Annotated in this window: 23 protein-coding genes and 1 tRNA gene; 7 read left to right on the forward strand and 17 right to left on the reverse strand. The window is 28.2% G+C overall.

The genetic code is table 11. The annotated features are described in order from the left end of the window. The first annotated feature begins 20 nt into the window (after positions 1-20). Positions 21-1118 (forward strand): chorismate synthase, encoded by a 1098-nt coding sequence (gene aroC / locus NL43_RS04290; RefSeq protein ID WP_069592812.1) that lies wholly within the window; start codon positions 21-23, stop codon positions 1116-1118. 16 nt (positions 1119-1134) lie between these two features. On the opposite strand, the gene NL43_RS04295 is transcribed toward aroC, so the two are convergent. From NL43_RS04295 to uvrB, 4 genes are all read right to left on the reverse strand, one after another. After that, a tRNA-Thr gene (locus NL43_RS04295) sits at positions 1135-1208 on the reverse strand. A 38-nt stretch (positions 1209-1246) separates the two neighbouring features. Beyond that, on the reverse strand, positions 1247-2020 hold the full coding sequence (locus NL43_RS04300; RefSeq protein WP_069592813.1) for an MBL fold metallo-hydrolase: 774 nt from the start codon (positions 2018-2020) through the stop codon (positions 1247-1249). 161 nt (positions 2021-2181) lie between these two features. After that, positions 2182-5070 carry an excinuclease ABC subunit UvrA gene (gene uvrA / locus NL43_RS04305; RefSeq protein WP_069592814.1) on the reverse strand — a complete coding sequence of 963 codons (2889 nt, stop codon included), beginning with the start codon at positions 5068-5070 and terminating at the stop codon, positions 2182-2184. Position 5071: 1 nt separating this feature from the next. Then, positions 5072-7021, reverse strand: a complete 1950-nt coding sequence (uvrB, locus tag NL43_RS04310) for an excinuclease ABC subunit UvrB (RefSeq protein ID WP_069592815.1) — start codon at positions 7019-7021, stop codon at positions 5072-5074. 143 nt (positions 7022-7164) lie between these two features. On the opposite strand from uvrB, the gene uvrC reads away from it, so the two are divergent. After that, positions 7165-8982 carry an excinuclease ABC subunit UvrC gene (gene uvrC / locus NL43_RS04315; RefSeq protein WP_069592816.1) on the forward strand — a complete coding sequence of 606 codons (1818 nt, stop codon included), beginning with the start codon at positions 7165-7167 and terminating at the stop codon, positions 8980-8982. Positions 8983-9005: 23 nt separating this feature from the next. Here the strand turns inward: uvrC and NL43_RS04320 are convergent, their stop codons facing one another. The 4 genes from NL43_RS04320 to NL43_RS04335 form a co-directional block, all read right to left on the reverse strand. Then, positions 9006-9707 carry a 4Fe-4S binding protein gene (locus NL43_RS04320; RefSeq protein ID WP_143741318.1) on the reverse strand — a complete coding sequence of 234 codons (702 nt, stop codon included), beginning with the start codon at positions 9705-9707 and terminating at the stop codon, positions 9006-9008. Between the two features lie 19 nt (positions 9708-9726). Further along, the gene (locus NL43_RS04325; protein ID WP_069592818.1) at positions 9727-10299 is read right to left on the reverse strand and encodes a hypothetical protein; all 573 of its coding nucleotides are present in this window, start codon (positions 10297-10299) and stop codon (positions 9727-9729) included. 47 nt (positions 10300-10346) lie between these two features. Further along, positions 10347-10943 (reverse strand): hypothetical protein, encoded by a 597-nt coding sequence (locus NL43_RS04330; protein WP_069592819.1) that lies wholly within the window; start codon positions 10941-10943, stop codon positions 10347-10349. Positions 10944-11037: 94 nt separating this feature from the next. Continuing rightward, complete coding sequence (locus NL43_RS04335) at positions 11038-11583, reverse strand: flavodoxin family protein (protein WP_069592820.1); 546 nt, start codon at positions 11581-11583, stop codon at positions 11038-11040. Between the two features lie 149 nt (positions 11584-11732). On the opposite strand from NL43_RS04335, the gene NL43_RS04340 reads away from it, so the two are divergent. Both NL43_RS04340 and NL43_RS04345 read left to right on the forward strand, forming a co-directional pair. Continuing rightward, complete coding sequence (locus NL43_RS04340) at positions 11733-12281, forward strand: YIP1 family protein (protein WP_069592821.1); 549 nt, start codon at positions 11733-11735, stop codon at positions 12279-12281. After that, positions 12281-13069, forward strand: a complete 789-nt coding sequence (locus tag NL43_RS04345) for a hypothetical protein (RefSeq protein ID WP_069592822.1) — start codon at positions 12281-12283, stop codon at positions 13067-13069. The genes NL43_RS04340 and NL43_RS04345 overlap by 1 nt, the downstream gene beginning before the upstream one ends. 139 nt (positions 13070-13208) lie before the next feature. Here the strand turns inward: NL43_RS04345 and NL43_RS04350 are convergent, their stop codons facing one another. Further along, positions 13209-14237, reverse strand: a complete 1029-nt coding sequence (locus NL43_RS04350) for a M42 family metallopeptidase (RefSeq protein ID WP_069592823.1) — start codon at positions 14235-14237, stop codon at positions 13209-13211. A 226-nt stretch (positions 14238-14463) separates the two neighbouring features. Between NL43_RS04350 and NL43_RS04355 the strand changes: the two genes are divergently transcribed. Beyond that, entirely contained in the window at positions 14464-15633 is a 1170-nt protein-coding gene (locus NL43_RS04355; protein ID WP_069592824.1) for a hypothetical protein, read from the forward strand. A gap of 202 nt (positions 15634-15835) precedes the next feature. Continuing rightward, complete coding sequence (locus tag NL43_RS04360; RefSeq protein ID WP_069592825.1) at positions 15836-16534, forward strand: diphthine--ammonia ligase; 699 nt, start codon at positions 15836-15838, stop codon at positions 16532-16534. 38 nt (positions 16535-16572) lie between these two features. Here NL43_RS04360 and NL43_RS08435 read toward each other — a convergent pair whose 3' ends face one another. The 5 genes from NL43_RS08435 to NL43_RS04380 all read right to left on the reverse strand — a co-directional run bounded on the left by NL43_RS08435 (position 16573) and on the right by NL43_RS04380 (position 20675). After that, positions 16573-16947, reverse strand: coding sequence for an RNA-binding domain-containing protein (locus NL43_RS08435; RefSeq protein ID WP_241776219.1), 375 nt, complete (start codon positions 16945-16947; stop codon positions 16573-16575). Further along, positions 16832-17611 (reverse strand): AAA family ATPase, encoded by a 780-nt coding sequence (locus tag NL43_RS04365; protein WP_069592826.1) that lies wholly within the window; start codon positions 17609-17611, stop codon positions 16832-16834. The genes NL43_RS08435 and NL43_RS04365 overlap by 116 nt, the downstream gene beginning before the upstream one ends. Before the next feature lie 21 nt (positions 17612-17632). After that, positions 17633-18373: a phosphopantothenate/pantothenate synthetase gene (locus tag NL43_RS04370; RefSeq protein ID WP_069592827.1), complete on the reverse strand. Its 741-nt coding sequence runs from the start codon at positions 18371-18373 to the stop codon at positions 17633-17635. A 123-nt stretch (positions 18374-18496) separates the two neighbouring features. Continuing rightward, positions 18497-19837 carry a preprotein translocase subunit SecD gene (locus NL43_RS04375; RefSeq protein WP_069592828.1) on the reverse strand — a complete coding sequence of 447 codons (1341 nt, stop codon included), beginning with the start codon at positions 19835-19837 and terminating at the stop codon, positions 18497-18499. After that, positions 19824-20675: a protein translocase subunit SecF gene (locus tag NL43_RS04380; RefSeq protein WP_069592829.1), complete on the reverse strand. Its 852-nt coding sequence runs from the start codon at positions 20673-20675 to the stop codon at positions 19824-19826. Before NL43_RS04380 ends, NL43_RS04375 begins: the two co-directional genes overlap by 14 nt. A 719-nt stretch (positions 20676-21394) precedes the next feature. Here NL43_RS04380 and NL43_RS04385 point away from each other — a divergent pair. Further along, positions 21395-22792, forward strand: coding sequence for a Mur ligase family protein (locus NL43_RS04385; protein ID WP_069592830.1), 1398 nt, complete (start codon positions 21395-21397; stop codon positions 22790-22792). Positions 22793-22833: 41 nt separating this feature from the next. Here the strand turns inward: NL43_RS04385 and NL43_RS04390 are convergent, their stop codons facing one another. The 3 genes from NL43_RS04390 to NL43_RS04400 all read right to left on the reverse strand — a co-directional run bounded on the left by NL43_RS04390 (position 22834) and on the right by NL43_RS04400 (position 24696). Next, positions 22834-23322, reverse strand: coding sequence for a flavodoxin (locus tag NL43_RS04390; RefSeq protein WP_069592831.1), 489 nt, complete (start codon positions 23320-23322; stop codon positions 22834-22836). Between the two features lie 24 nt (positions 23323-23346). Further along, positions 23347-23817, reverse strand: coding sequence for a flavodoxin (locus NL43_RS04395; RefSeq protein ID WP_084790405.1), 471 nt, complete (start codon positions 23815-23817; stop codon positions 23347-23349). 417 nt (positions 23818-24234) lie between these two features. Beyond that, positions 24235-24696 carry a flavodoxin gene (locus tag NL43_RS04400; RefSeq protein ID WP_069592833.1) on the reverse strand — a complete coding sequence of 154 codons (462 nt, stop codon included), beginning with the start codon at positions 24694-24696 and terminating at the stop codon, positions 24235-24237. Positions 24697-24706 lie beyond the last annotated feature (10 nt).

A 24706-nucleotide genomic window follows, 5' to 3' on the forward strand; every position in this document is an offset into this window, starting at 1 on the left:
AATAAATGGAGATTAAAAAAATGGCAGCAAACACAACAGGTGAAATATTAAAAGTAACTACTTTTGGATTAAGTCATGGAATAGCATTAGGTGCAACAATAGATGGATGTCCAGCAGGGTTACCTCTAACTGAAGAAGATATACAAATAGAATTAAATAAAAGAAGACCTGGAACAAGTAAAATAACAACAGCTCGAGATGAAAAAGACCAAGTAGAAATATTATCAGGAGTATTTAATGGAAAAACAGATGGAACACCAATAACTGCAATAATCAGGAATAAAGATCAAAGAAGTAAAAACTATGATAATTTAAAAAATAAGCCAAGACCAGGACATGGAGATTTATGCTGGCAAGAAAAATTTGGAAACTATGACTACCGTGGAGGAGGAAGAGGTAGTGGAAGAGTAACAATTGGGCATGTGATAGGAGGCGCAGTAAGTAAGAAATTATTAGAACAAAACAACATAACAGTCACAGCACATGTAACAGCCATACATAACATCAAAATAACAAAAAAACTATCATTAAATGAAATAAAAGAAAATATTACAAAAAATAATGTACGCTGTGCAGATTTAGATAAAGCACAAGAAATGGAAGAAGAAATACTAAAACTTAAGGAAGAAGGAAATAGTGTTGGAGGAATTGTTGAAATAATTATAGATAATGTTCCATTAGGCTTAGGACAACCTGTATTTGATAAAATAGATGGTGACTTAGCAAAAGCATTAATGAATCTAGGTGCAGTTAAAGGAGTTGAAGTAGGTCTTGGATTTGAAAGTTCATTATTAACAGGAAAAGAAATGAATGATGAATACTATTTAGATGAACATAAAATACAATCAAAAACAAATAATGCTGGAGGTATACTAGGTGGAATGACTAATGGTATGCCTATAATACTAAGAATAGCAGTTAAACCAACACCATCAGTAAATGGCATTCAAAATACTATTAATTTACTAGAAAAAAAAGAAACTACTATTGAAATTGAAGGACGTCATGATCCATGTATATGTCCAAGAATAACAACAGTAGCAGAATCTGCATGTAGTATGGTAATAGCAGATCATATGATAAGAGCAGGATTTATTCATCCTGATAAATTAGAATAAAATATATATTTAAATAAGCCCCGAGGGGGATTTGAACCCCCGATCCCCTGATTACGAGTCAGGTACTGTTCCGGGCTGAGCCATCAGGGCATTTTAAAAAAATAAAAAATAAAGATAATTATTTTTTTTTAAAGATATTGGTCTAAATTCATGGTTAATCCATCAGTAGCTGCAATTGTTCTAATACCCGTTTCCTGAGTAATAACTCTTGTATTTTGGAATGGATTATTCATTATGAGATTTACACCTAAATGAGTCATTATAGCTATTTTAGGTTGTACTTCTTCTATTAGTTGTTTGAAATCATCAGTTCTTAAATGACCTTTGATTTTTCGTTCACCTTCTTTAATAACATTTCCTATTAATATATCAGCACCTTTATGTTCATCTGCTAATTCTGGGAAATATTCTGTATCTGCAGTATAACTAATACAAAAATCATTGTATTTTATATTAAACCCTACACATGTAGGATCACCATGATTTGTTTTAGTACCTCTTATTATAAGATTATCCTCTTTAACTTCATCACCATGATTCAAAACTGATATCTTGGGTTTTGTTTGATGATATTTTGAAATACTTGGACCTAATTCATCAGTTCCATTAATTACACTTTCACTACCAACAACATGTCCTGTTCTTTTTGTCATTCCTTGAGTCATAGCTTCAATTAATACTTCAGCATCATTATAATGGTCAGTATGGCTATGACTTACTAAAATGAGGTTAATTTTCCTAGGATTAAGCCCATATTGGTGACTTCGCACTAAAGCTCCAGGCCCAGGGTCCACATGTATGTTTTTATCATCAATTCCATCAATTCTGAAACCACCAGTCATTCTTTTCTGGCTGATAGTAGCAAAACGACCACCACCAGTTCCTAGGAATTGTAGTTTCATATGTATCTCCTATTTTGTTTTATATTATGATTATTTCAACGAAATAATATATCTATTTAATAATTACTTTTAAATTATATATAAATTTATCTATCTGTTATTTAACGGGGTATATATTTTAAATGATGGGAAGTGTATTTCTGTTTAAAGCAAAGATTAATTTACTTATCATTATAACTTCTTTCAAGCATTGGCTTAAGATAAATTCCAGTATAAGTATCCATTTCAGCAATTTCTTCGGGAGTTCCTTCTGCTATTAATTCACCACCATTTTTTCCACCTTCAGGACCAAGGTCTATAATATGGTCTGCTGTCTTAATAACATCTAAATTATGCTCTATAACAACTAAAGTATTTCCCTGATTTCTTAGTTTAAGTAATACTTTGAGTAATTTATTAATATCTTCAAAATGGAGTCCTGTTGTAGGTTCATCTAATATATAGAGTGTATTTGATGTATTTTGTCTACTTAATTCTTTTGCTAGTTTCACACGTTGTGCTTCTCCACCTGATAGTGTTGTAGCAGGTTGACCTAATTTTACATATCCTAGTCCTACATCAACTAATGTTTGTAATTTTCTTTTTATTTTAGGAATATTTTCAAAGAATTCTAATGCTTCTTCACTTGTCATTTCAAGTACATCATTTATATTTTTACCTTTGTATCTAACATTTAATGTTTCAGTATTGTAACGTTTTCCATCACATACTTCACATGGTACATAAACGTCAGCTAAGAAGTGCATTTCAATTTGAACAATTCCATCTCCACTACATGCTTCACATCGTCCACCTTTAACATTGAAACTAAAACGTCCTGGTTTATAGCCATGCTGTTTTGCTTCAGGTGTTTGAGCAAATAAATCTCTAATATCAGTGAATAAACCAATATAAGTTGCAGGATTTGATCGAGGAGTACGTCCTATAGGTGATTGATTAATTACAATAATTTTATCAATATGCTCTATTCCTCTTATTTCTTTATGTTTACCAATTTTATGTTTATGTTTATGGGTAAGTTCTTCTTCAACTCCATGATATAGTATTTCATTTACAAGTGTACTTTTTCCTGAACCAGAAACTCCTGTTACACATATAAATTTACCTAATGGGAAGTTAACATTAATATTTTTAAGATTATTTTCCTGTGCTCCTATTATTTTTAGCATTTTCCCATTACCCTTGTGACGTTTTTGGGGTACGGTTATTTCTTTTTTTCCAGAGATATATTGACCTGTCAGTGAATTAGGATTATTTTTAATGTCTTCTGGTGTTCCCTGTGCTGTAAGTATTCCCCCATTTTCTCCAGCACCAGGACCAATATCTATCACATGGTCTGCTTCTAGTATTGTTTCTTCATCATGTTCTACTACAATTAATGTATTTCCAATATCTCTTAGATGTTTGAGTGTTGTGATTAATTTCATATTATCTCTTTGATGAAGACCTATACTTGGTTCATCAAGTACATATAATACTCCTACAAGTCTACTTCCAATTTGTGTTGCTAGGCGGATACGTTGTGCTTCTCCACCAGATAATGTACCTGAGGAACGTGCTAGTGTGAGATAGTTAAGTCCTACATCATTAAGAAATTCTATTCGTTCTCTTATTTCTTTTAATATTTCTTTACCTATAAATTCTTGGCGTGGTGTAAGTTTCAAGTTATCAAAGAATTCTTTTGTATCAACAAGAGATAATTTAGTTAAGTCAGCTATATTAGTGTCTCCAACAGTAACTGCTAACATTTCAGGTTTTAATCTATCTCCATTACATGTTGGACAGTCGTGTAATGTCATGTATGCTTTTAATGATTTTCTACGATATTTACCAGCACTCATGTCAAGATAAACATTTTTCATGTAAGGAATAACACCTTCAAATGCTTTGGTCACGGTTCTAATTTTTCCTCCACGAGTAAATGTGAAGTTAATTTTTTCTCCTTTACTTCCATATAATATTGCATTTTGTACTTTTTTTGGTAGTGTATGATATGGTGCATCTAGTTTGAAACCATAATGGTTTGCAAGACCAGCAAGTATTTTATTATAATAGTTCTCAGTTCTTTGAGAATTACTCCATGGTTTAATAGCTCCTTCATGTATGCTTAATGTTTTATCAGGTACTACTAGTTCCGGATCTATTTCAAGTGTACTTCCTATACCATTACAATCTGGACATGCAGCTTGGGGATTGTTGAATGAAAACATTCGTGGACTTATTTCCATAAAGTTTATTCCACAATCAGGGCAGGCTAGAGCTTCACTATAGAATTGGTCTGGAATAGTTTCATCATTATGAGCTATAGTTATTAGACCTTCGCTTATTTTAAGTCCTGTTTCTACTGATTCAACAAGTCTTTTTCTGAAGTTTTCATTATTTGATACTTTAAGACGGTCTATAACAATTTCTATCACGTGCTTATTGTTTTTATTTAAATTTATTTCCTCATCAAGTGAACGTATTTTACCATCAACTCGTACTCTTACAAATCCTTTTTGTTTATATGATTCAAATATTTTCTTATGCATTCCTTTTCTATCTTTTACAACAGGTGCTAAGACATATATTTTTTCTTGATTATTTCGTTCAATGATTTCTTCAGCTATTTGTCCAGGGGTTTGCTGTGATATTTCTTTTCCACAATTATAACAATGAGCTATACCAATTCTTGCATATAATAATCTAAGATAATCATAGATTTCCGTAACAGTACCTACAGTGGAACGAGGATTAACTCGTGTTGTTTTTTGGTCGATAGATATTGCTGGAGATAATCCTTCAATATAATCTACTTCTGGTTTTTCCATTTGTCCTAGAAATTGTCTAGCATATGCTGATAATGATTCTACATATCTTCTCTGTCCTTCAGCATATATTGTGTCAAATGCAAGTGATGATTTTCCAGATCCACTTAATCCTGTAATTACTACAAATTCATCACGAGGAATGGTTATATCAATATTTTGAAGATTATGTTCACGAGCTCCTTTAACTATAATTTTCCTATCTTGAATAGCTTTTTGTCTTATTTCATCTTTTATTTCCATTTTATTCCTCTTTTAGTTCTGTTATTCGATCTCTTAGTTTGGCAGCTTTTTCAAAGTCAAGATTTTTTGCAGCTTCTTTCATTTCTTTTTCAAGTTCTTTTATAATTTCATCTATTTCATCTACAGTGATATTATCAATTTCTTGTATATCTTCAACAGTATTTTCTATTTTCTTTTCTTTGATTTTACGTACAACACTTCTAGGTATAATATCATGGTCTTTATTATATGCCATTTGTATTTTTCTTCTACGTTCTGTTATGTTTACAGCATTTATCAATGAATCAGTCATATTATCAGCATATAATATTACTTCACCATCTACATTACGTGCAGCTCTACCAATTGTTTGTATGAGTGATGTTTTTGAACGTAGAAATCCTTCTTTATCAGCATCGAGTATAGCTACTAATGATACTTCTGGTAAATCAAGTCCTTCTCTTAATAGATTTACTCCTATAAGACAGTCAAATTCTCCTCTTCGTAGGTCATCAATTATTTCTGTTCTTTCTAATGTTGTAATTTCTGAGTGAAGATATCTTGCTTTAACATCCATTTTTATATAGTAATCTGTTAAATCTTCTGCCATTTTCTTAGTAAGGGATGTGACGAGTACTCTTTGATTTTTTGAGGCTCTTTTTCTTATTTCACCAAGTAAATCATCTACTTGATTTTTAATTGGTCTTATAATAGGTTTAGGATCAACTAGTCCTGTAGGTCTGATAATTTGTTCTACTTTATTTTTACTTCTACTTAATTCAAATGCAGCAGGAGTAGCTGAAACATATAATACCTGATTTTGTGCTCTTAGGAATTCATCAAATTTCAAAGGTCTATTTTCCTTTGCACTAGGTAATCTAAAACCATATTGTACAAGATTTTCTTTTCTTGCTCTATCTCCTTCATACATTCCTCTTATTTGTGGAACAGTTACATGTGATTCATCTATAATGGTTAAGTAATCATCAGGAAAATAACCTAATAATGAATATGGTGTTTCTCCCCATGTACGTCCATTCATATGCATAGAATAATTTTCTATACCTGAACAATAACCTATTTCTTGTAACATTTCCATGTCAAAGTTAGTTCGTTGTTCTATACGTTGTGCTTCAACATATTTTCCAGTAGCTTTAAATGTTTCAACACATTCTCTCATTTCTTTTTTAATATTTGCTATTGCTCTATCTTGTTTTTCACGGGCAATAACGAAGTGTTTTGCAGGAAATATGATTACTTTGCGAAGTTCTTCAATTATATCTCCTTTTAATGGGTTGGTTTTATAGACAACATCTATTTCATCACCCCACATTTCTACACGTAATGCATAATTAGCATTTATTGGAAAAATTTCAATAACATCGCCATGAACTCTAAATTGACCTCTTTCAAATGCAACATCATTTCTACTATACTGCATTTCTATTAATGATTTAAGTATTTCTTCTCTTGTTATTTGTTGTTCTACTTCTAATGTTAATGTAAATTCAGCATAGTCCTCAGGTGAACCAATACCATATATGCAAGAAACACTAGATACAACAATAACATCATCTCTTGTTAATAATGATTGTGTTGCAGAGTGACGTAATCTGTCAATTTCCTCATTCACAGATGATTCTTTATCTATAAATGTATCTGTTTGAGCCACATATGCTTCTGGTTGATAATAATCATAGTAACTTACAAAGTATTCAACTGCATTATCTGGGAAAAATTCTTTAAATTCTTCATATAACTGTGAAGCTAATGTTTTATTATGTGACATTACAAGTGTTGGCTTATCTAATTGTTCAATAACATTTGCCATAGTAAATGTTTTTCCAGAACCTGTAACTCCTTCTAGTGTCTGCTCTTTATCTCCACTTTTGAAGTGTTCTACAAGGGAATTAATAGCTTTTGGTTGATCACCAAAGGGTTTATAATCAGAATATAAATTGAATTTTGACATAATAATATTTCTCTTAAAACTCGTTTTAATATATTTATAAAATATAATTAACTGTATTACAATATTTATTATTATACTATTTAATAAATGTTATATTAAGAAAAATTTTTTTTATTAATTAGAAAAACTATTGGTATGGAATTATGTCTATGAAAATAACAAATCCAAGTGAATTACCACAAAAACCTGGCGTATATATTATGCATGATAAAAATGATGAAGTAATATATGTGGGGAAAGCAAAGAAACTTAAAAACAGGGTGCAAAGCTATTTTCGTGATGAAGATAAATTAGATAGACCAAAAACACAAGTACTAATGAGACACTTTTCTTATCTTGAATACATAATAACAAACACTGAAAAAGAAGCATTAATTCTTGAAGCAAATCTTATAAAAAAACACATGCCTCGTTATAATATTAGTTTAAAAGATGGAAAACAATATCCTTACATTAAAATAACTAATGAAGAATTTCCAAGAATATACATAACAAGAAAATTAAGTAATGATGGAGCAGCATACTATGGACCATATACTGATGTGACAAATGCAAGGGGATTTATTGACTTTCTAAACAAAAACTTCCAAATAAGAACATGTAAACATATGGATGGGCCATGTCTAAATTATCAAATAAAACAGTGTAGTGCACCATGTGCAAATAAGATATCACAAAAAGATTATAATAGAAACATAAGACGTGTAAAATTACTACTACAAGGAAAATATAAAACAATACTTAAAAATCTAAAAAGAGACATGAATAAATACTCACAAAACATGGAATTTGAAAAAGCAGCAATGTTAAGAGACCAAATAGAAACAATAACTGTAACCCTAGAAAAACAAAATATACAACCAACACAAGATGTAGATCAAGATATTATAGGAATTGACCATAATGAAACAGAAGCAGCAGTAGTAATAATATCAGTAAGAAATGGTAAAACAAACAAGAAAGATGATATTATACTAAAAGGTATTGATGGATTTACAGATAAAGAAATATTAACTGAATTTATTAAACAATACTATTCAACAGCACCAATACCTGAACATATAATCCTTGAAGATGAAATTGATGATGAAAAAATAATTAGTGAATGGTTAACTGATAAATGTAATCATAAAGTAAAACTAAAAGTAGCAGAGGATGGGCATTACATTACACTTATTAATATAGCTAAGAAAAATGCACATATTAGTTTAACAGAAAATACTAAAGAACAAGAAAATCCCTTATTAACATTAAAACAATATCTAAATCTTCCAAAATTACCTTATCATATTGAAGGTTTTGATATATCAAATATATCAGGGATACATGCAGTAGCATCAATGGTTGTATTTGAAGATGCAAAACCTGCAAAGAAGATGTATCGTAAATTTAAGATGAATACACCAGGACCAAATGATTTTGCAATGATGAAAGAAGTAATTACACGAAGATACTCACATATATCTCCAAATTTTCAAGATGATGTTAAAAATCCTAATGATTCAATATACATACGTCCTGATTTAGTATTAATAGATGGTGGTAAAGGACAACTAGGGATGGCTGTGGAAGTATTCAAAGAATTAAACATAACTGATGTGCCCTTAGTAGGTCTTGCAAAGAAATTTGAGGAATTATATGTTCCAGGCAGAATGGATCCTATAATACTACCTAGAAAATCAACAGCACTACAATTATTACAATATGTTCGAGATGAATCACATCGTTTTGCAATAACATTCCATAGAAATGTTAGAGCAAGAGCCTTTACAAAATCAGTACTGGATGAAATACCAGGTGTTGGTAAAAAAAGAAAACAACTATTATTAAAACACTTTGAAAATCTAGATGCAATATATAATGCAAATTTAAGTGATATAGAAGAAGTTGAAGGAATATCTAAAAAATTAGCTAAAACAATATATGATGTTGTACAAAAAGATAAAAAAGAAAATAGTTAAGTTAATACTTATATTATTTTCCTCTATTTTTCAAGTATTTTTCTACTTTTATTATTTCCATATGGGCAAATATAAAGACACATACCACAAGCCATAGGATGGCCTTCATCTCTTCTACTCATAATATACTTTCCACACTTTTCAGGACTATATGATTTAGAAGGATCTGGTAAGTCAACAATGGCATTTCCAGGACAAGCATTAACACATAATGTACACTCATCACACAATGATTCCATCTCAACTCCTGTATATTCACCTAGTGGTGCATTAGTAAGAATAGTAACCCATGTTAATCTTGGACCAAACTCCTTTGTTGTCAGAAGATTATTTTTACCAAGCCAACCTACACCAGCAATATGAGCACTTGCTTTATTACTAAATGATTGTTTAAGATTAATTTCATCACTTTTTCCTGAAACATCTAATATAATTCCATCATAGCCTTCATTTTGAATATAGTTATTTATTTTTTTAGCTATATTAGAAGCTCGTTTGTGTGAATTATAATATTCATCATTATATTTCTTTGCTAGTTTATCATCATTATATGTTAATGGTATAGTTTCAATGATATCTTCATTCATTTTATGACCTATAACAATAGCATAAGGATACTTGCAAATGTCTTTACCATAAGTTTTAATTAATTTTTTGTTATCTTTATTTAAATCTGCAATTCCACATACATCTGTTAAAGATTCAATATATTCCATTATTTGCATATTAATCACTAATTTGAATTTAATCAAATGGAGTAAATCCAATTATTACCGTTCCAACATGTTTTTCTGGGGGTATATTATAAATTTCTTTAATATAATGGTCTGTTTCAGTAGAAGGAATAGCTACTATGAGTTTTTTCACAGTACTATCAATATCTTGGTTGGTTATGAATTGACTTTTTTCACCTTCCATGACAAAGAATTGTTTTTGACCAGGTATTGCATTGTTGTATGCTACAAAATTATCTGATAGGAATTGAACAGTAGGATCTTCTCTTAATTCAGCTAGTTCTTCTTCATCATAAATTAATTCACCAATGATGTCACCATTTTCTGTTCTAAGAGTAAATGTTGATTCATCACTATGTTCAACATCTCTTTGTTTTGCTTTATCATTATCTTTAATAATCAATAATGCTTCTTGTTCTTCGAAAGCATCTTCCATACCTTTATTAATAAAGGGTACTAATTCATCTAAACGTTTCATTTCATAAAGTAAGATGTTTTTTTTAATTTCATCAGATAAAATATCTATTTTAATTACACCTGGTTCATTTTTCATCATAACTTCGATTTCATATTCTTCACTCATAGAATGTCACCCTCGATAGCATTCCTTATTAATGTAATTATTTTTTTCTATTCTTCTACATTAAATCCAACAATTAATGATGCTAATTTAGGATCATCCTCAAATCCAAAATATTCTTTAAGATATAAATCAGCTAATGGGTCAGGGCTACTGGATACAACATCATCTGTTCCTTCTACTTCTTCAACTTCAATAAATTGAACTGGTGGTAGGAGGAATACTTGTTTTGTAGGATTTTTTTCTAAACGTTCAGATTTCAAATCTGCTTCTATATCTTTTTGGTTTTTTAGAAGAACAAAATCAGGATTAATATAGTTAGCATTTTCATCTTTACTATATTTTTCTTTTTGTTCATTACTTACAATTTCTTCTCCAAGAATATTTCCTTTATTGTCTACTAATTGTACAGTTGCAGTTGGAGGTGGTCTAAATGATGCATTTTTAATTATTACAATAGCTAAGTCTCTTTTTAAACACTCATGAACTCCTGCATTAATTACAGGAATTAGTTCTCCACTTTTATCCATTTCAATACGTATTACATTTTTTCGTATTTCATCATTAACAACACCCACATGTAAAATTCCTCTAAGAGGAGTTACAGTGTCAATAACACGTTGAAGTACTTCTTCTGCTTTTGTCAAAATGTTTCACCTCAATACATTTTTAAGTATACTTATTATTATTGATATTATATTAAATAATCTTTTGTACATTTTTCAAGTTTTTTAATCCTGTTTATAAATTATTGCCTATATTTTTAGCTTTTTGAAGTATGTCTTCACTATTTCCAGAGTTGGGTTTTCCACTACCTGCTGATATGATACTATCAACAGTTAAGCCTATTGATTCAAAAAGTTGTGCTCTACGATTAATATATTCATCATAATATCCATCACGTGCACCATAGGTAAATATAACTACTGCTTTTTTATCTTTTTTAAATTGATTGGGCGTGCTTTTAGTCATGGAATAGAATCTATCCATAAATATATGGCCTTGTGCATTGATTTCTCCAAAATAGTTGGGTGCTGCAAATATAAGTGCATCTTTTTTTTCTAAATCATCCATTATTTTTCTAAAATCATCTTCTATAACACATTTACTAGGTTTATCTGGATTTCTACAACCCATACATGCTTGACATGGTTTTATATTCATATCATCTACATAGTATATTGTATTTTCTCCATTATTTTCTTTTATTCCTTCAGTTATCGCATCTACTATTGTTCTACAATTTCCTTTTTTATGTGGACTTGCTATTACTGTTATAGCTTTCATATAATCACCTATAAATATCTTGTTTTAAGATATATTATTATTTTTTTAATAGTTACTATTCTTTTTTTTCAATTTAATTAGACTTGAAGTTATAACTTTTTAATATATTTTTAGGAATGTTTTATTTTGTATAAAAGTAATTATTTTATATGTATTATTATAAATTATTAATCATGATGTCTAGAATTACAAATTTTTTCACTGATTGTGGTGAAGTTATAACATCTCCTGAGGATTTGTTTTATGTAAAAAGACAATATGGTGATCATAATGGTATATGGTCTCTTATATTTTTCTCTATATTCTTAGCATTAATAATAGGTTTAGCTATAGGTAATTTAACAGTTACTGGAATACTGGTCTTTGTTTTATTAGTATTTTCATTAATTTTTAAGCTTATCCAAGCAGTACTTATATATTTATTTGCAAGATTACTAGGTGGGCATGGAGAATTTATAGGTACATTTAATTTAATCTCTTACTCAAGTGTTCTTGACATATTCATAATACTTGGAATAGCATGTTTAACATTAGGTAAACTAATTATTATTCCATTACTTTTATTAGTATTATTATGGAAAATGGTGATTGTTATAACTGCCGTTAATAGTGAATATGATATAGGATATGGTAAATCATTTTTATCAGCATATGGAATTATTTTATTAATATTTACTATAATTGTGGGGTTATTATAATGGAAAACTCAAAAATTGTAGGTATACTAATAATTGTAGTATTAATATTATCTATTGGTATAATTGGTTATAATGCAACTATTAATGTATATAAACATAGTGGAGATACTTCAGAAACTATCCTAGAAGATAGTCAATTAAGTCAAATTACTGATAATGAAACAACCTCTTCTGCAATAAAAACTATTAATTTAAATATACATCAAAAAACTGGAGCTACAGAAATAGAATTTGCTGATACAGATGATGTGTATAAAATTACAACAAATGGTCAGTTTAATACAACAACTAATGTAACATATAGTGAAAATGGTGATGTATTAAATATTGATATTAATAGTGATGAAGATGAAAATACTATTGTACTAAGTAATAAGTATGTTTATAATATAAATGAAACATCAACTTATGGTGGATTTAGTATTAATGTTAATAATAAGGCAAGAATAAATACACTTAATACAAATATTACTATGGGTGGTGTTAATGTTGAGTTTAATGGTGGTTCTTTAACTACTTTTAATAATCAAATTAATACTGGTGGAGTAAATATTGAAGGAACACCTTCTGGTGAAACTAATATTAATTCAAACATAGTTATTGGTGGATTTAATGCAAAAATTGGTCAAGTAGGTCATGTGTTTACCACTACTGATTTAGGTGGTAGTAATTTAGATGGTTATCAAACAATATCTGATATGGAATATAAAGGTGTTGATTTTGATAATTCTCAAAATAAAATAACTATTACTAGTAAAATTCAGATAGGTGGATTAAACATAGAATAAACACCTATTAATTTATTTTTTTAAATTTTTATTTTAAAACTAACTTCTTTTTATAGATTTATTTTAAATTAATTAAAAATAATCTTTTTTTCCATTGGGAGTTTATTTAAAAGAATATATGAAGATAAAAAAATCTTCTTTATAATCTTTTTAAGAATTCAAGGATAAGTTTTACAGTGTCTTCAATATCTTTTACACTTACAACACTTACTGGTGTGTGAATATATCTTGTTGCAACAGATAATGTTGTTGTTGGAATACCTTCACGGGTAAGATGGATAGCTGTAGCATCAGTTGTTCCACCATCACCTACTTCTACTTGGTAATCAATTTCTGCTGCTTCTGCTGCTTCAATTAATAATTTTTTCATCATTGGATGACTTAATAATCCTCTACCACTAGCATCAGCAAATACAATTACAGGTCCTTCTCCTGCTTTTGCCGGTGCATTTTCTGGTTTAACTCCAGGGTGATCTCCAGCAATAGTAGTGTCTAATGCAATTGCTAAATCAGGGTTTAATTTAAATGCAGATGTTTTTGCTCCTTTTAATCCTACTTCTTCTTGTACTGTTCCTACACCATATACTGTTGCATCACAATCAGTTTGTTTCATTACTTCTGCCATTACAGTACAACCTACACGGTTATCAAGAGCTTTACCCATTACTAAATCATTTAAGTATTCTTCAAATTCTGTGTGGAATACAATAGCATCACCAATGGAAACTAATTCTTCTGCTTGTTCTTTGTCTTTTGCTCCAATATCTATGAACATATCTGTATATGGTACGATTTTTTTAGCTTCTGATGCACTTGTAATGTGTGGTGGTTTAGAACCAATTACTCCAGGAACTTCTCCATCTTCTGTTTGGATGAAAACTTTTTGATTTAATAACATTTGGTCGTTTATTCCACCAATTTTAACAAATTTTATAAATCCATTATCATCAATATAACTTACCATAAGACCAATTTCATCCATATGTGAAGCTAACATTACACTAGGTTTTCCTTCTTTACCTTTATGGGTTGTGATAAGATTACCCATTGTATCAGTTTCCATTTCATCAACATGGTCTTTTAATTCGTCTTTTAATATTTCACGGATATTTCCTTCAAATCCTGAAATTCCACAAGCTTCAGATAATTTTTTTAATAAATCTTTCATTTTTTAACCTCACTTTCTTAAATTATAATTTTTATATGTTTAATTAATTTGTTGTATAATTTATCTTGTATATATAATAATATAATTACTTTTAATTATTAAATTATATTATTTTTATAAAAATTAATAATAAAATACTAATAAGATTATTAATAAAAATATTTATGATTATATTTTAAATTTGGGAAAGAATAAAAAATTATTCTTTTTTAAGAGAGTGGATAAAATGGATGCATTAACAATTGTCATAATGTTGATATTATTTATTATAGCAATGATATTTGTATTCTCAACAGCACTTTTAACACCATATATAGGTAAACGAAATCTAGTGTCAGTAGTTCTACTTGGATTGATTGTGGGACTTGTTGGTGGAGCATTTTTACTTTCACCAATTGTAGATGATATACCAGATTTTACACGTACTATTGTTGAAGAAAGTACTGATGGATCGGATATTATAGAAATGGATTTATCAACTAATGGGAATATAACACAAATTATTGAAAATATATCATCCATAACTGGTGTACAAAATGTAAGTTATGATGGTATAAATATTAAAATTGATGAAGAATTTGATTCAGATACTGAAAAAACTACATTGGTAAATGCTTTAACTAGTAGTAATACAAATATAACAGGTATCGAAGAAAAAGAAAATAATACTTTCTTTGTGAAAATAGCACCTGGTGGTGATCCTCAATCAGTTCTTAATAGTATTTATTCAGTATTTAGTACTCATACTTATACTCATTTAAGATATACTTCAATGCAGGCTAATGCAACAGTAGCTGCAAATAATGTTACAAAAATAATGTCTACAATATCAAATAATGGAGCAGTAGTTTTAAATGTAACTGGTCCAACTGAGGATAAAATTAATTCAATTAATAAATTTATCCCTGATAAAACAAATGTGGTTTTATTTGCAGGAGTTATTGGAGTAATTGTGGGACTTGCAGGATTTTTCATTGATACAATATTTACATTTACAAAAGATAGAAAACGAAATTCAAGAAAAGAATCATCTAGGGATAGAATTAAAAGAAAAACAGTTCCTGGAACAGATAAACGAAAAAGATCTAATAAAAATGTGCCAAGAAGAGATTCTATAGATATTTTCGATGAGTCATTTGAAGGTAGTAAAAAACAGACTATTGGTTCTAATAAACAATTCAAACCAATGAATGAGGTTGAAGAACCTAAATCTAAAATAAAACCAGAAAAATCTGAAAAGAAATCTAAAAGTAGATTTGGACGATTATTAAGTCGTTCTTCAAATAAAACTAAAAAACCTAAACAAAAACAAGAAAATAAGAAAACTAGGGATAATGTAAAATCTTCAGAAAATAGACGAGAAGTTCCTAAAGTTCGTCCACGAAGAAAAGATTAAGATTTATTATCCACTTTCTTATAATTTTTTTTAAATATCTAATTTTTAAAACTATTTTTAATTCTATTATTTTATTATATAAGAATATATGATAATCCATGCAATTATATTTATTTTCAATACTGTTTTTCATATATTTAACCAATATATATTATTTAAAAAATACAAATCTTTGTATTAGAAAAAATATTAAGGTGATTATATTAAAGCAGTTGTTTTATTTTCAGGAGGTAAAGATAGTACAATGGCGGTATACCATGCTCAAAGAAATGGTGATGAAATCTATGCACTATTAACAATGGTTTCTCGTAATGCTGAATCTTACATGTTTCATGTGCCTGCTATACATATGGTGGATTATTGTTCTGCAGCAATGGAAATTCCTGTTATTGATGTATTAACTGATGGAATAAAAGAAGAAGAATTAAATGATTTAGAAAATATGTTGACTAGATTAAAAGATAAGGGAATAGAAGTAGTATATACTGGAGCTCTTGAATCTGAATATCAAAGGTCACGTATTGATAAAATATGTGAAAAATTATCTTTAAAATCAATATCACCAATGTGGCATCAAAATCCAATAGATTATATGAATGAAATAGTTGATTTAGGTTTCGAAGTGATTTTAACTGGCGTGTCTGCTTATGGGTTAGATAAGAATTGGTTAGGGCGTAAAATAACAAAAGAGGCTATTGATGAATTAATAACTCTTAATAAAAAATATGGTATTCATCCAGCTTTTGAAGGTGGGGAAGCTGAAACATTAGTTTTAGATGCACCAATGTATGATAGAAGGATAGTTATTGATGATGTAGAAATTGATTGGCATGTTGATAGTGGAACATATATTATAAAAGAAGCCCATCTTGAAGAAAAATATGATTATAGTATAGAATAAAGTCTATACCTTTTTTTTATTCATTATTTTAGAAAAAATTAGTTTATAATCCAATGTATTACATCATCTGGATTCATAGTTTTTATTGTAACTTCAATATCTCCAAGAGTAGATATATCTTCATCACTCATATGAAATTTATTATGATATGCTGCTTGTTTATTTACATAGAATTTTAGGGAGTTTTCTGTCTTGTTTTTATTAAGTATATTACTAGCAACTTCTGTGATTTCATTAGATTTAATTAATGAACTAATTGTATTAAGTAAATAAATATCACCACTAATGCTAAGATATTCATCGTTTATTTTGTCTGTTATTATTAGATCTATTGCTTTTTTTGCGGTTGTTATATTTTTTATACTGCTTTTTACTTTGTTTAGGTCTTCTGTTGGATTTACCTTTGCTTTTATTCTTACTTTTGTTTGATTTTCTGAAATTATTTTTTGGTTTGATTTCATTTATAATCAGAGCTCTCACACTATTTTTAAATATTTGTATTGGTCCTTCATTTATGAGCATATAATCTGCTAGTGAGATAACATTACCTATACCAAATTTTAGTTCACGTCTATCTCTTTCAAGAAATGTTTTATAATCATCAGAATCATCACTTCTTTTTCTTCGTTTGAGTCTATTAAATCGTGATTCTTGATTAGAATGTATTGCAATTATTTTGAAATTCTTAAAATATCTTTTAAAATATTTGACTTCATAAGAACTTCTAATTCCTTCAATTATATATATGTCTTGTTCTATTTTCCTGAATTTTGTAGGAACAGGCTTATTTTTATTATGATTGTTATGTGTTTTATATATTTTTTTAACAGTTGTTTTCTTATTATTTCTATTTTTGGAGTGATTTAATATTTTTTTAACACATCTATCTGCTACAACATTGTTTCCATATTTTTTTCTTAAATTAATTGCTGCAGCACCTGTTGTACAGTTATTTTTCTCCGCTTCTTCGCGTATAACATCACCCATACTTATTGTATGTATGCCTTCTTTTTTAGCAATACGTGATATTATACTTTTACCTGAACCAGGAAGGCCTGTTACTCCATAGACTTTCAAGTTAATTAACTCCGTGATATTTTATTCAAATCTTTTTATTATATCTTGAATTGCATTATTTAAGTTTATTTTATTATCAAAGTTATCTATTTTTTCTTGAAGATTCTTCTTATCATAATCTATGTATTTATTTATTGATGTAATTATAGCAGGCATTGCGCGTACAATATTATCTACTATTGTTACTGTAGAGGTCTGTGCAGTTCTAGATAATGGGTTTAAATCAATATTAATAATATTCTTATTAAGAGCACTTAGTTTCTCTGCTCTATCACCATCTTCAAGGGGTATGAATACTAAATCAGCTTTTCTAATTCCTTCTATACTCACAGGTGATCTTGGACCATTCAGGTTAGGTGTATCTATAAAATCATCATCGTCAGTACCAAGTAATTCTTTAACACCTAAATTATTGTATACTTTTTCAATATTTCTAATTCTTTCAGGTGTTCTGTAATATAAGTTGATTTCAACAGGAATATCTAATAATTTAGATAATTCTGCTACTTCTTTAGATACTAGTGCAGTAGTATTACCATTCACTGATAAAACAGGGTTTTTACTTGTTAAAAAATAACATGCTGCTATATCAATTGTATTTTGTGAATTAGGGGTGGTTTTTTCACCAATTAAATAATCAAAGGTTTCACCTCTACCATGAGCAATCATACCTGAATCTGCTAGAATTCCTTGTTTGTGTGCTTTTACTATTTTATCCCTATATACTAATGATTGATATCTTGGATGATCTTTATTTAACATATATATAAAATTAGTTTTTCTTAATATTTAGAAGTTAGTATTATAAAATCAGTTAACTATAAAATAAGTAGTTTAATTTAAAATTCTGTATATTCTTTAAAAAAAGAAAAGGTAGATTAGAAGCTATCGTCTATTTTTTTTATTTTTTTCAGCTTCTTCTCTTGCAATAGTTTTTCTACCTTTTTTCTTATTTTTCTTAGGTTTATTGGTCTTTGTTTTTCCAGACATCATTTGTTTTTTAGGACTTTTAACAAGGAATGTTTCCATGTAATCTGCAAATACTGGTCTTGTTATAAATATACCTACAATAACACCTACAACAGTTGTTACTGCAAAACCAGTAAGCATACCAATACCTGTAGCACCTCTTGAAAATCCAATATAAGCTAAAGGTAACATTGCAGCAATTAAAGTACCTGCTGAAGCATATACTATGAAGAATGCATCTTTAATTCTTGTTTTAACAATATTTTTTCTATTACTTCTATCTTGTCTTGCAAGTACTTCATCAGTCATAACAATCTGGTCATCTACACCAGTACCAATCGATGCAATTATACCTGCAATTGCTGCTAAATCTAAATTCCAGTGTGTTACAGCTGCAAATCCTAAAATAATAACTAATTCTGATAAACTAGTTACTATGATTGGTACAATAAGGGATGGTGATTTATATTTAATAGTTACAACTATTACAATAGCAATTAATGCTAGTACACCTGCAATTAATGCACCTGTTTCAAATTGAGAACCAAGTTCTGCTGATACACTATTAACTCCACTAATTGAAAGTTTCACTGGTAATGCACCTGATTCAAGAACAGTGTGGATATCTGTTGCTTTTTCTTGAGCTTCTTCTTTTGATTGTTCTCCACCAGATACTTCTATTTCTGTTGAACCTACACCATTAGCTAATCCAGCATCTAGTTGTGGTGATGAGATAAGTTCATCATCAAGGTACATTTCTACTGAAGCTCCTGCTTGTCCTTTAGCTACTTCTGCGAATTTATTTGCTGCTTCTGTAGATACTGTAAATGGTACTTTCCATTGTGTACCTGTTACTTCTGCTGCAGATACACTAGTAATATCTGAACCACTAAGGGCTGTTTCACCATTTATTTTTGCTTCAAATTTACCAGGAGTACTAATAATATTTTTAACTTCTTCTGGTTGAATACCTGCTATTTCAACAATAACATCTTGGTCTCCACTTTGTCTTACTTTAACATCACTAATACCAAATGCATTTAATCTTTTATCAAGTACTGCAGTTACTGTGGTCATAGTATCTTGATCAACAGGTTCTTCTAGGTGAAGTTGTATCATAGAACCTCCTGCAAGATCTAGTCCTTCTTGAAGACCAAATCCTGCTACTGCAGCTACACTAGCAATAAGAAGTACTATTAAAATTATTGTTCGTGGTCTTTTTAAGAATTGTCTAGTAGCTTCTTTAATTGTGACCACCTCGTTCCATGTGCCATTTAAGTATACCTAGGTTCATAAACCATGTGGATAATAAATCTGATATTAATCCCATGATAAGTACTGCAGATATATCTTCAAGTACTTGGGCTGTTGGAATAAATAATTTAACTACAACAAATAATACAATCATTGCAGCTAGAGCTGCAAATGTTAATGTAACACCTGTTTTTAACGCATCTTCTGCACGATCTTCTAAACTACCTTCTCTTCGTTTTAGTAAACGTGTAGTTAGAAGAATATCTGTATCTACTCCATACCCTATAAGCATTAATAATGCACCTACACTTGCAATTGATAAAGGTATTCCAAATAATGACATACTACCAACTGCTACAGATAAGTTACATACTGCAGATAATATAATAGCTACTGATGGAACTAAATCTCTAAATACATAGAATACAGTTCCAGCCATAAATATAAATGCAAATAATAATGCATAAATAATTTGAGTCATTGCAGCATTACTAAGTAAAGCACCTACACTTCTGAAACTTAGAATGTTAAATTGAGTACTAAATAGTTCTTCAAAATTAACTTGGTCAACATCACCAGATATTGTGATAATTGCAGTATTATCTGAAAGTGATGTTTCAACATCAGTTACACCTAATCCATTTTGGACTGTATTTGTAATTTCAGTTTCAGTCATAGGTTGTTTTAGTTCCACTGTGACTAAGGTACCTCCTTTTAAATCTATGCCTTCATTTAATCCAAAGACACCTAGATATAAAAGGGAAAGTATCATTAAAATTATTGGAATTAAAATCAGTGGTTTATGAGATTGGCGTGTAATATAATTAACTATATTTACCATTATTTATCTCCATTTAATGATTTTAATTTTGTATGTTTCCAAAATTATTGTTTTTTGGATAATTTATTATAATTTTAATTATATTTTTAAAGATATATAAAATTAAATATAGTTTTTTTAAAGAATTATTTAATTAAGTTTTTTTTTAAATTAGATAAAATGTGTTAACTCTATTGAATTCATAGAATTCATTTTTAGATATATTTAACTGCTTATTTTATTTGTTGGAGTTATATAGTTTATTTTAGGGTTATTATTTAATTATTATCTATCTTGTTGTAGAAATTCAACTGATTAAATTAAAGTATATATATTTTTTATTATAAAACTTATAATGAATGTCAGTCAAAACTACTTTTTGAATTTTAAGAGTAATACTGATTCTATTTAAATCATTGCATCTCCTTTATTTCAGTTAGTTCACATTTAAAATAAAATTTAACATGTAAAATGACTCATAATTCTTAAAATGAAGTTCGTAATTAAACAATATATAAATATTTAGAATAAATTATATTAGTTTATAATATTTTATATTATAATAAATATACAAAATACTATTAAAAAAACTAGTGGAACTAATTGTGAGTTATCTTCAAAAATTATGAAATAGTATTACATATGGACTTTTGACTATGACTCTAATAAATTAATTTAATAATATAAAAAAGGGGTGGGTAGAAATTAGTAAAACTGTTAAATATAGATTATCTAAGTTAATGGGTAAATTTACTTATAATTTATTTAAAATATTACCTACTGGTGGTAAATCATATCCTGGATATGTCTTTCTAAAATATGCTGGTATTAATCATTTAAGTGATTTAGCAGATGATCAATTACAAAACGGTTCTATATTAATAACTGGAACTAATGGTAAAACAACAACCACAACAATGATTATTGATCTTCTATCTAATGATACAAATATTTCAAAAAGCGTAGATAATAACACAGTTTATGCATTAACAACATCATTACTTTCAAAAAAATCAAATATTGGTGTATTTGAATATGGTATACGAGATATTAAACATGGACAACCAGATAAAGTTCAAAAATATCTTAAACCTAATGGAGTAATCTATACTAATATTTCTAGAGAACATACACAAGTATTAGGAGTTAAAAATTCATTCAATGACTATATAAAAGCAAAAACATTATTATCACAAGAAATGAAAGATGGTCTTGCAGTAGTAAATGCAGATGATCCAAATACTTGTTATATTGGTCAAAATAAAGAAAATGATCTTCATGTAATATATTATGGTATTTGTACAGAACATGTGAAAGATATTTTTGTTCCAGAAACAATTCAATGTCCAAGTTGTGGTAAAACATTAAAATATACTCATAACTATGTAAATCAAAGAGGAATATATTTCTGTGATTGTGGATTTAGTCGAAATAAACCTGATGTATGTTTAACTAACTTTAAAATAGATGAAAATAATATGAATCTAAGTGTTGAAGGTAATGTATACAATTACACAGTCAAAAAAGATGTATCATTTAATGTAAGTTTTAAATTACCTTTATTTGGTGTGTATAATGTATATAATGTATTAGCATCAATAACGGCATATTCCTGTTTTACACCACTACCTGAAAATATAGAAGTAAATGTTGAAAATTATTTTAATTCATTGGATTTTACAATATTACCTCCAGGACGTTTTGAAATATTTGAAATTCCTGGTAAAATAATAGGTATTGGTCAAGGAGATAATGGTGATGCTTTGAAAGTAAATTCAACATTTATGAAAGATATAATTTCAGAAAATAATTTTGAATTTATATATTGTACTCCTGATGAACATGAAGAAGAAATCTTTGAAGACCATTTAAATACATTAAAACAATTAAATCCATCAAAAATCACAGTAGTTCCTGGAAGAGTATCAGTAAAAGCAGCAGAAAATTATTTTAATCAAATTAAATTACTAAATACAAATGTAGAATTCAGTGCGATAGACTATAATTTTGAAAAAAGAATTACAGGAATTATGGATTTAATTGAAAAATCAGAATATAAATATATAATTGTCACTGGTTGTGGTGAAGAACAAGTTGTATGGAATCAAATTAAGAATAGGTTAAAAGAAAAATACTAAATTTTTCTAATTCTATTTTTTATATTTTTTTTAATAATTAATCATAGATATAAATCTAAATCTAATTCATAGATTACCCGTAATGTAGATTTTATTATATCCTCTTTAGATTTATCATTAACTCTTATAATAAATGCATTAATTATTCTTCCACCTTTAAGTTCAATACTTTTTTTCATTTCATTTAACACACTATGACCCTGAGTGGTATGTGTTGTAGTAAATATGATAACATCTTTATTTTTAAAATTACAATTTTCAATAAGGGTTAATATTGCAGGGGAAGGATTACCTAGTATTGTTGGAGTTCCTATTAATATGAGATTATATTTTTCTAAATCTATTACTTCTGGATTAATGTCTGTTTTTTTAGATCGTAATGCATTATAATTATTTCGTATATTATTAAAAAATCCTTTTTTTATATTTAAATCTTTTATTTCAATACAATCTGCATTCACACGATTAGCTAGAAATTCTGAAACAATTTTGGTTTTATTATTTGTTGAATATGTAACTAAAACAGCCATGTTTAATTAACTCCATTTATTAGTTTATACTAGATTAAATTCTTCTAATGCTAAAGTAGTATAATCAATGATATCTTCATTAGTACCTATTGTTGGGACAGAAAAGCCACCTATGACATTACCATTATGTTTTTTTACTAGTTTTGCCATTCGTTTCATAGCAATATCTTCACCTATTTTTTTATAGGTATTAAATAAGATTACATTTTTATTTTTGAAATCTATATTATCTATAATTTTCTTTATAGCAGGAGTCATTGCACCAATCCATACAGGTGTTCCTATAAAAATTGTTTCATAATAATCAATATCTACTTTTCTAGGATTTATACTAGCTGAATCGATTACACTAGTAAACATATAGTCAAGTACACTTCGATTTGTGGTAAAATCAGTTATTTCTTTTACATGTGAACCTAATGCTTCTTTTATTGTGTTTGCAACAGTTAGGGTTTTTCCTGTTCTTGAATAAAATATAATTAAACTTCTCATCATCACTCCTCCCCGTTTAATGTATTATATTTTTTATTTTTTATTTCACTACTTTTTTTTTGAATTAATTTTCATATTGTTTCGTGTATTAACAAACTATTAAAAAATGTATTTTATGTTTTCTAATAATTTTTATTTTAACTGTTTTTTCAACTCCTTTTTCAATGTTGTTAGTTATCTAGTATTATTATTTGTTTTATCCAATTTAAATAATATTATTTAAAATTTTTAAATTAAATTTCAAGTTATTTTCAAAATTAAAAATATTTTATTTTATTTTTTTCTTCTATCTTTAGTTATGCCTAAATTTATATATATATGTTTTTAGGATGGCCTAAAATAAAAGGGATTGTAATATTACATTACATATAATATAATTCATATGAATAATAATAAAAAAATAGTAAAAAAAATGATTAATTAATCATTTAAAGCATCCATAGTTAATTTTTTAAGATCATTATTTTTCACAGCAATTGCAAAAGATCTAATAACATTTCCACCTTTTTCTTCAATGAGTTTACCCATAGTTTCAATAGTTTGATTTCCACCTTGACTACCCATAGTGGCAAATAGTATAACATTCACACCATTAAAATCATTTACTTTGATAAATTCAGTAATTGCAGGTGCAGGTTTAGATGCCCATACAGGAGTTCCAATATAAACTGTATCATAACTAGCAAGGTCAATAGCTTCATATTCAATAGTTGTTGATTTACCTCGCATTGCGTCAAAAGCACCTATCATGTATTGAAGAGCACCATTTCTATTTTTTTTGTCGTGTACTTCTACTAATTTTGCATCTTTTTCATTAGCAATAGTATCTGCAACTAGTTTTGTATTATTTGTTCTACTATAGTAAATTACAAGATCTGTCATATTAATCACC

The organism is Methanosphaera sp. WGK6 (genome assembly GCF_001729965.1).
Classification (GTDB): domain Archaea; phylum Methanobacteriota; class Methanobacteria; order Methanobacteriales; family Methanobacteriaceae; genus Methanosphaera.

What these genes read in the sequence shown, in the direction of transcription:
- NL43_RS04385 (WP_069592830.1), top strand. Translation starts at nt 21,395, where the DNA reads ATGGGTAAATTTACTTATAATTTATTTAAAATATTACCTACTGGTGGT.
- NL43_RS04400 (WP_069592833.1), bottom strand. Translation starts at nt 24,696, where the DNA reads ATGACAGATCTTGTAATTTACTATAGTAGAACAAATAATACAAAACTA.
- aroC (WP_069592812.1), top strand. Translation starts at nt 21, where the DNA reads ATGGCAGCAAACACAACAGGTGAAATATTAAAAGTAACTACTTTTGGA.
- NL43_RS04300 (WP_069592813.1), bottom strand. Translation starts at nt 2,020, where the DNA reads ATGAAACTACAATTCCTAGGAACTGGTGGTGGTCGTTTTGCTACTATC.
- NL43_RS04345 (WP_069592822.1), top strand. Translation starts at nt 12,281, where the DNA reads ATGGAAAACTCAAAAATTGTAGGTATACTAATAATTGTAGTATTAATA.
- NL43_RS04380 (WP_069592829.1), bottom strand. Translation starts at nt 20,675, where the DNA reads ATGGTAAATATAGTTAATTATATTACACGCCAATCTCATAAACCACTG.
- uvrA (WP_069592814.1), bottom strand. Translation starts at nt 5,070, where the DNA reads ATGGAAATAAAAGATGAAATAAGACAAAAAGCTATTCAAGATAGGAAA.
- NL43_RS04390 (WP_069592831.1), bottom strand. Translation starts at nt 23,322, where the DNA reads ATGGCTGTTTTAGTTACATATTCAACAAATAATAAAACCAAAATTGTT.
- NL43_RS04340 (WP_069592821.1), top strand. Translation starts at nt 11,733, where the DNA reads ATGTATTATTATAAATTATTAATCATGATGTCTAGAATTACAAATTTT.
- NL43_RS04335 (WP_069592820.1), bottom strand. Translation starts at nt 11,583, where the DNA reads ATGAAAGCTATAACAGTAATAGCAAGTCCACATAAAAAAGGAAATTGT.
- uvrB (WP_069592815.1), bottom strand. Translation starts at nt 7,021, where the DNA reads ATGTCAAAATTCAATTTATATTCTGATTATAAACCCTTTGGTGATCAA.
- uvrC (WP_069592816.1), top strand. Translation starts at nt 7,165, where the DNA reads ATGTCTATGAAAATAACAAATCCAAGTGAATTACCACAAAAACCTGGC.
- NL43_RS04355 (WP_069592824.1), top strand. Translation starts at nt 14,464, where the DNA reads ATGGATGCATTAACAATTGTCATAATGTTGATATTATTTATTATAGCA.
- NL43_RS04395 (WP_084790405.1), bottom strand. Translation starts at nt 23,817, where the DNA reads ATGATGAGAAGTTTAATTATATTTTATTCAAGAACAGGAAAAACCCTA.
- NL43_RS04370 (WP_069592827.1), bottom strand. Translation starts at nt 18,373, where the DNA reads ATGTTAAATAAAGATCATCCAAGATATCAATCATTAGTATATAGGGAT.
- NL43_RS04320 (WP_143741318.1), bottom strand. Translation starts at nt 9,707, where the DNA reads ATGCAAATAATGGAATATATTGAATCTTTAACAGATGTATGTGGAATT.
- NL43_RS04350 (WP_069592823.1), bottom strand. Translation starts at nt 14,237, where the DNA reads ATGAAAGATTTATTAAAAAAATTATCTGAAGCTTGTGGAATTTCAGGA.
- NL43_RS04325 (WP_069592818.1), bottom strand. Translation starts at nt 10,299, where the DNA reads ATGAGTGAAGAATATGAAATCGAAGTTATGATGAAAAATGAACCAGGT.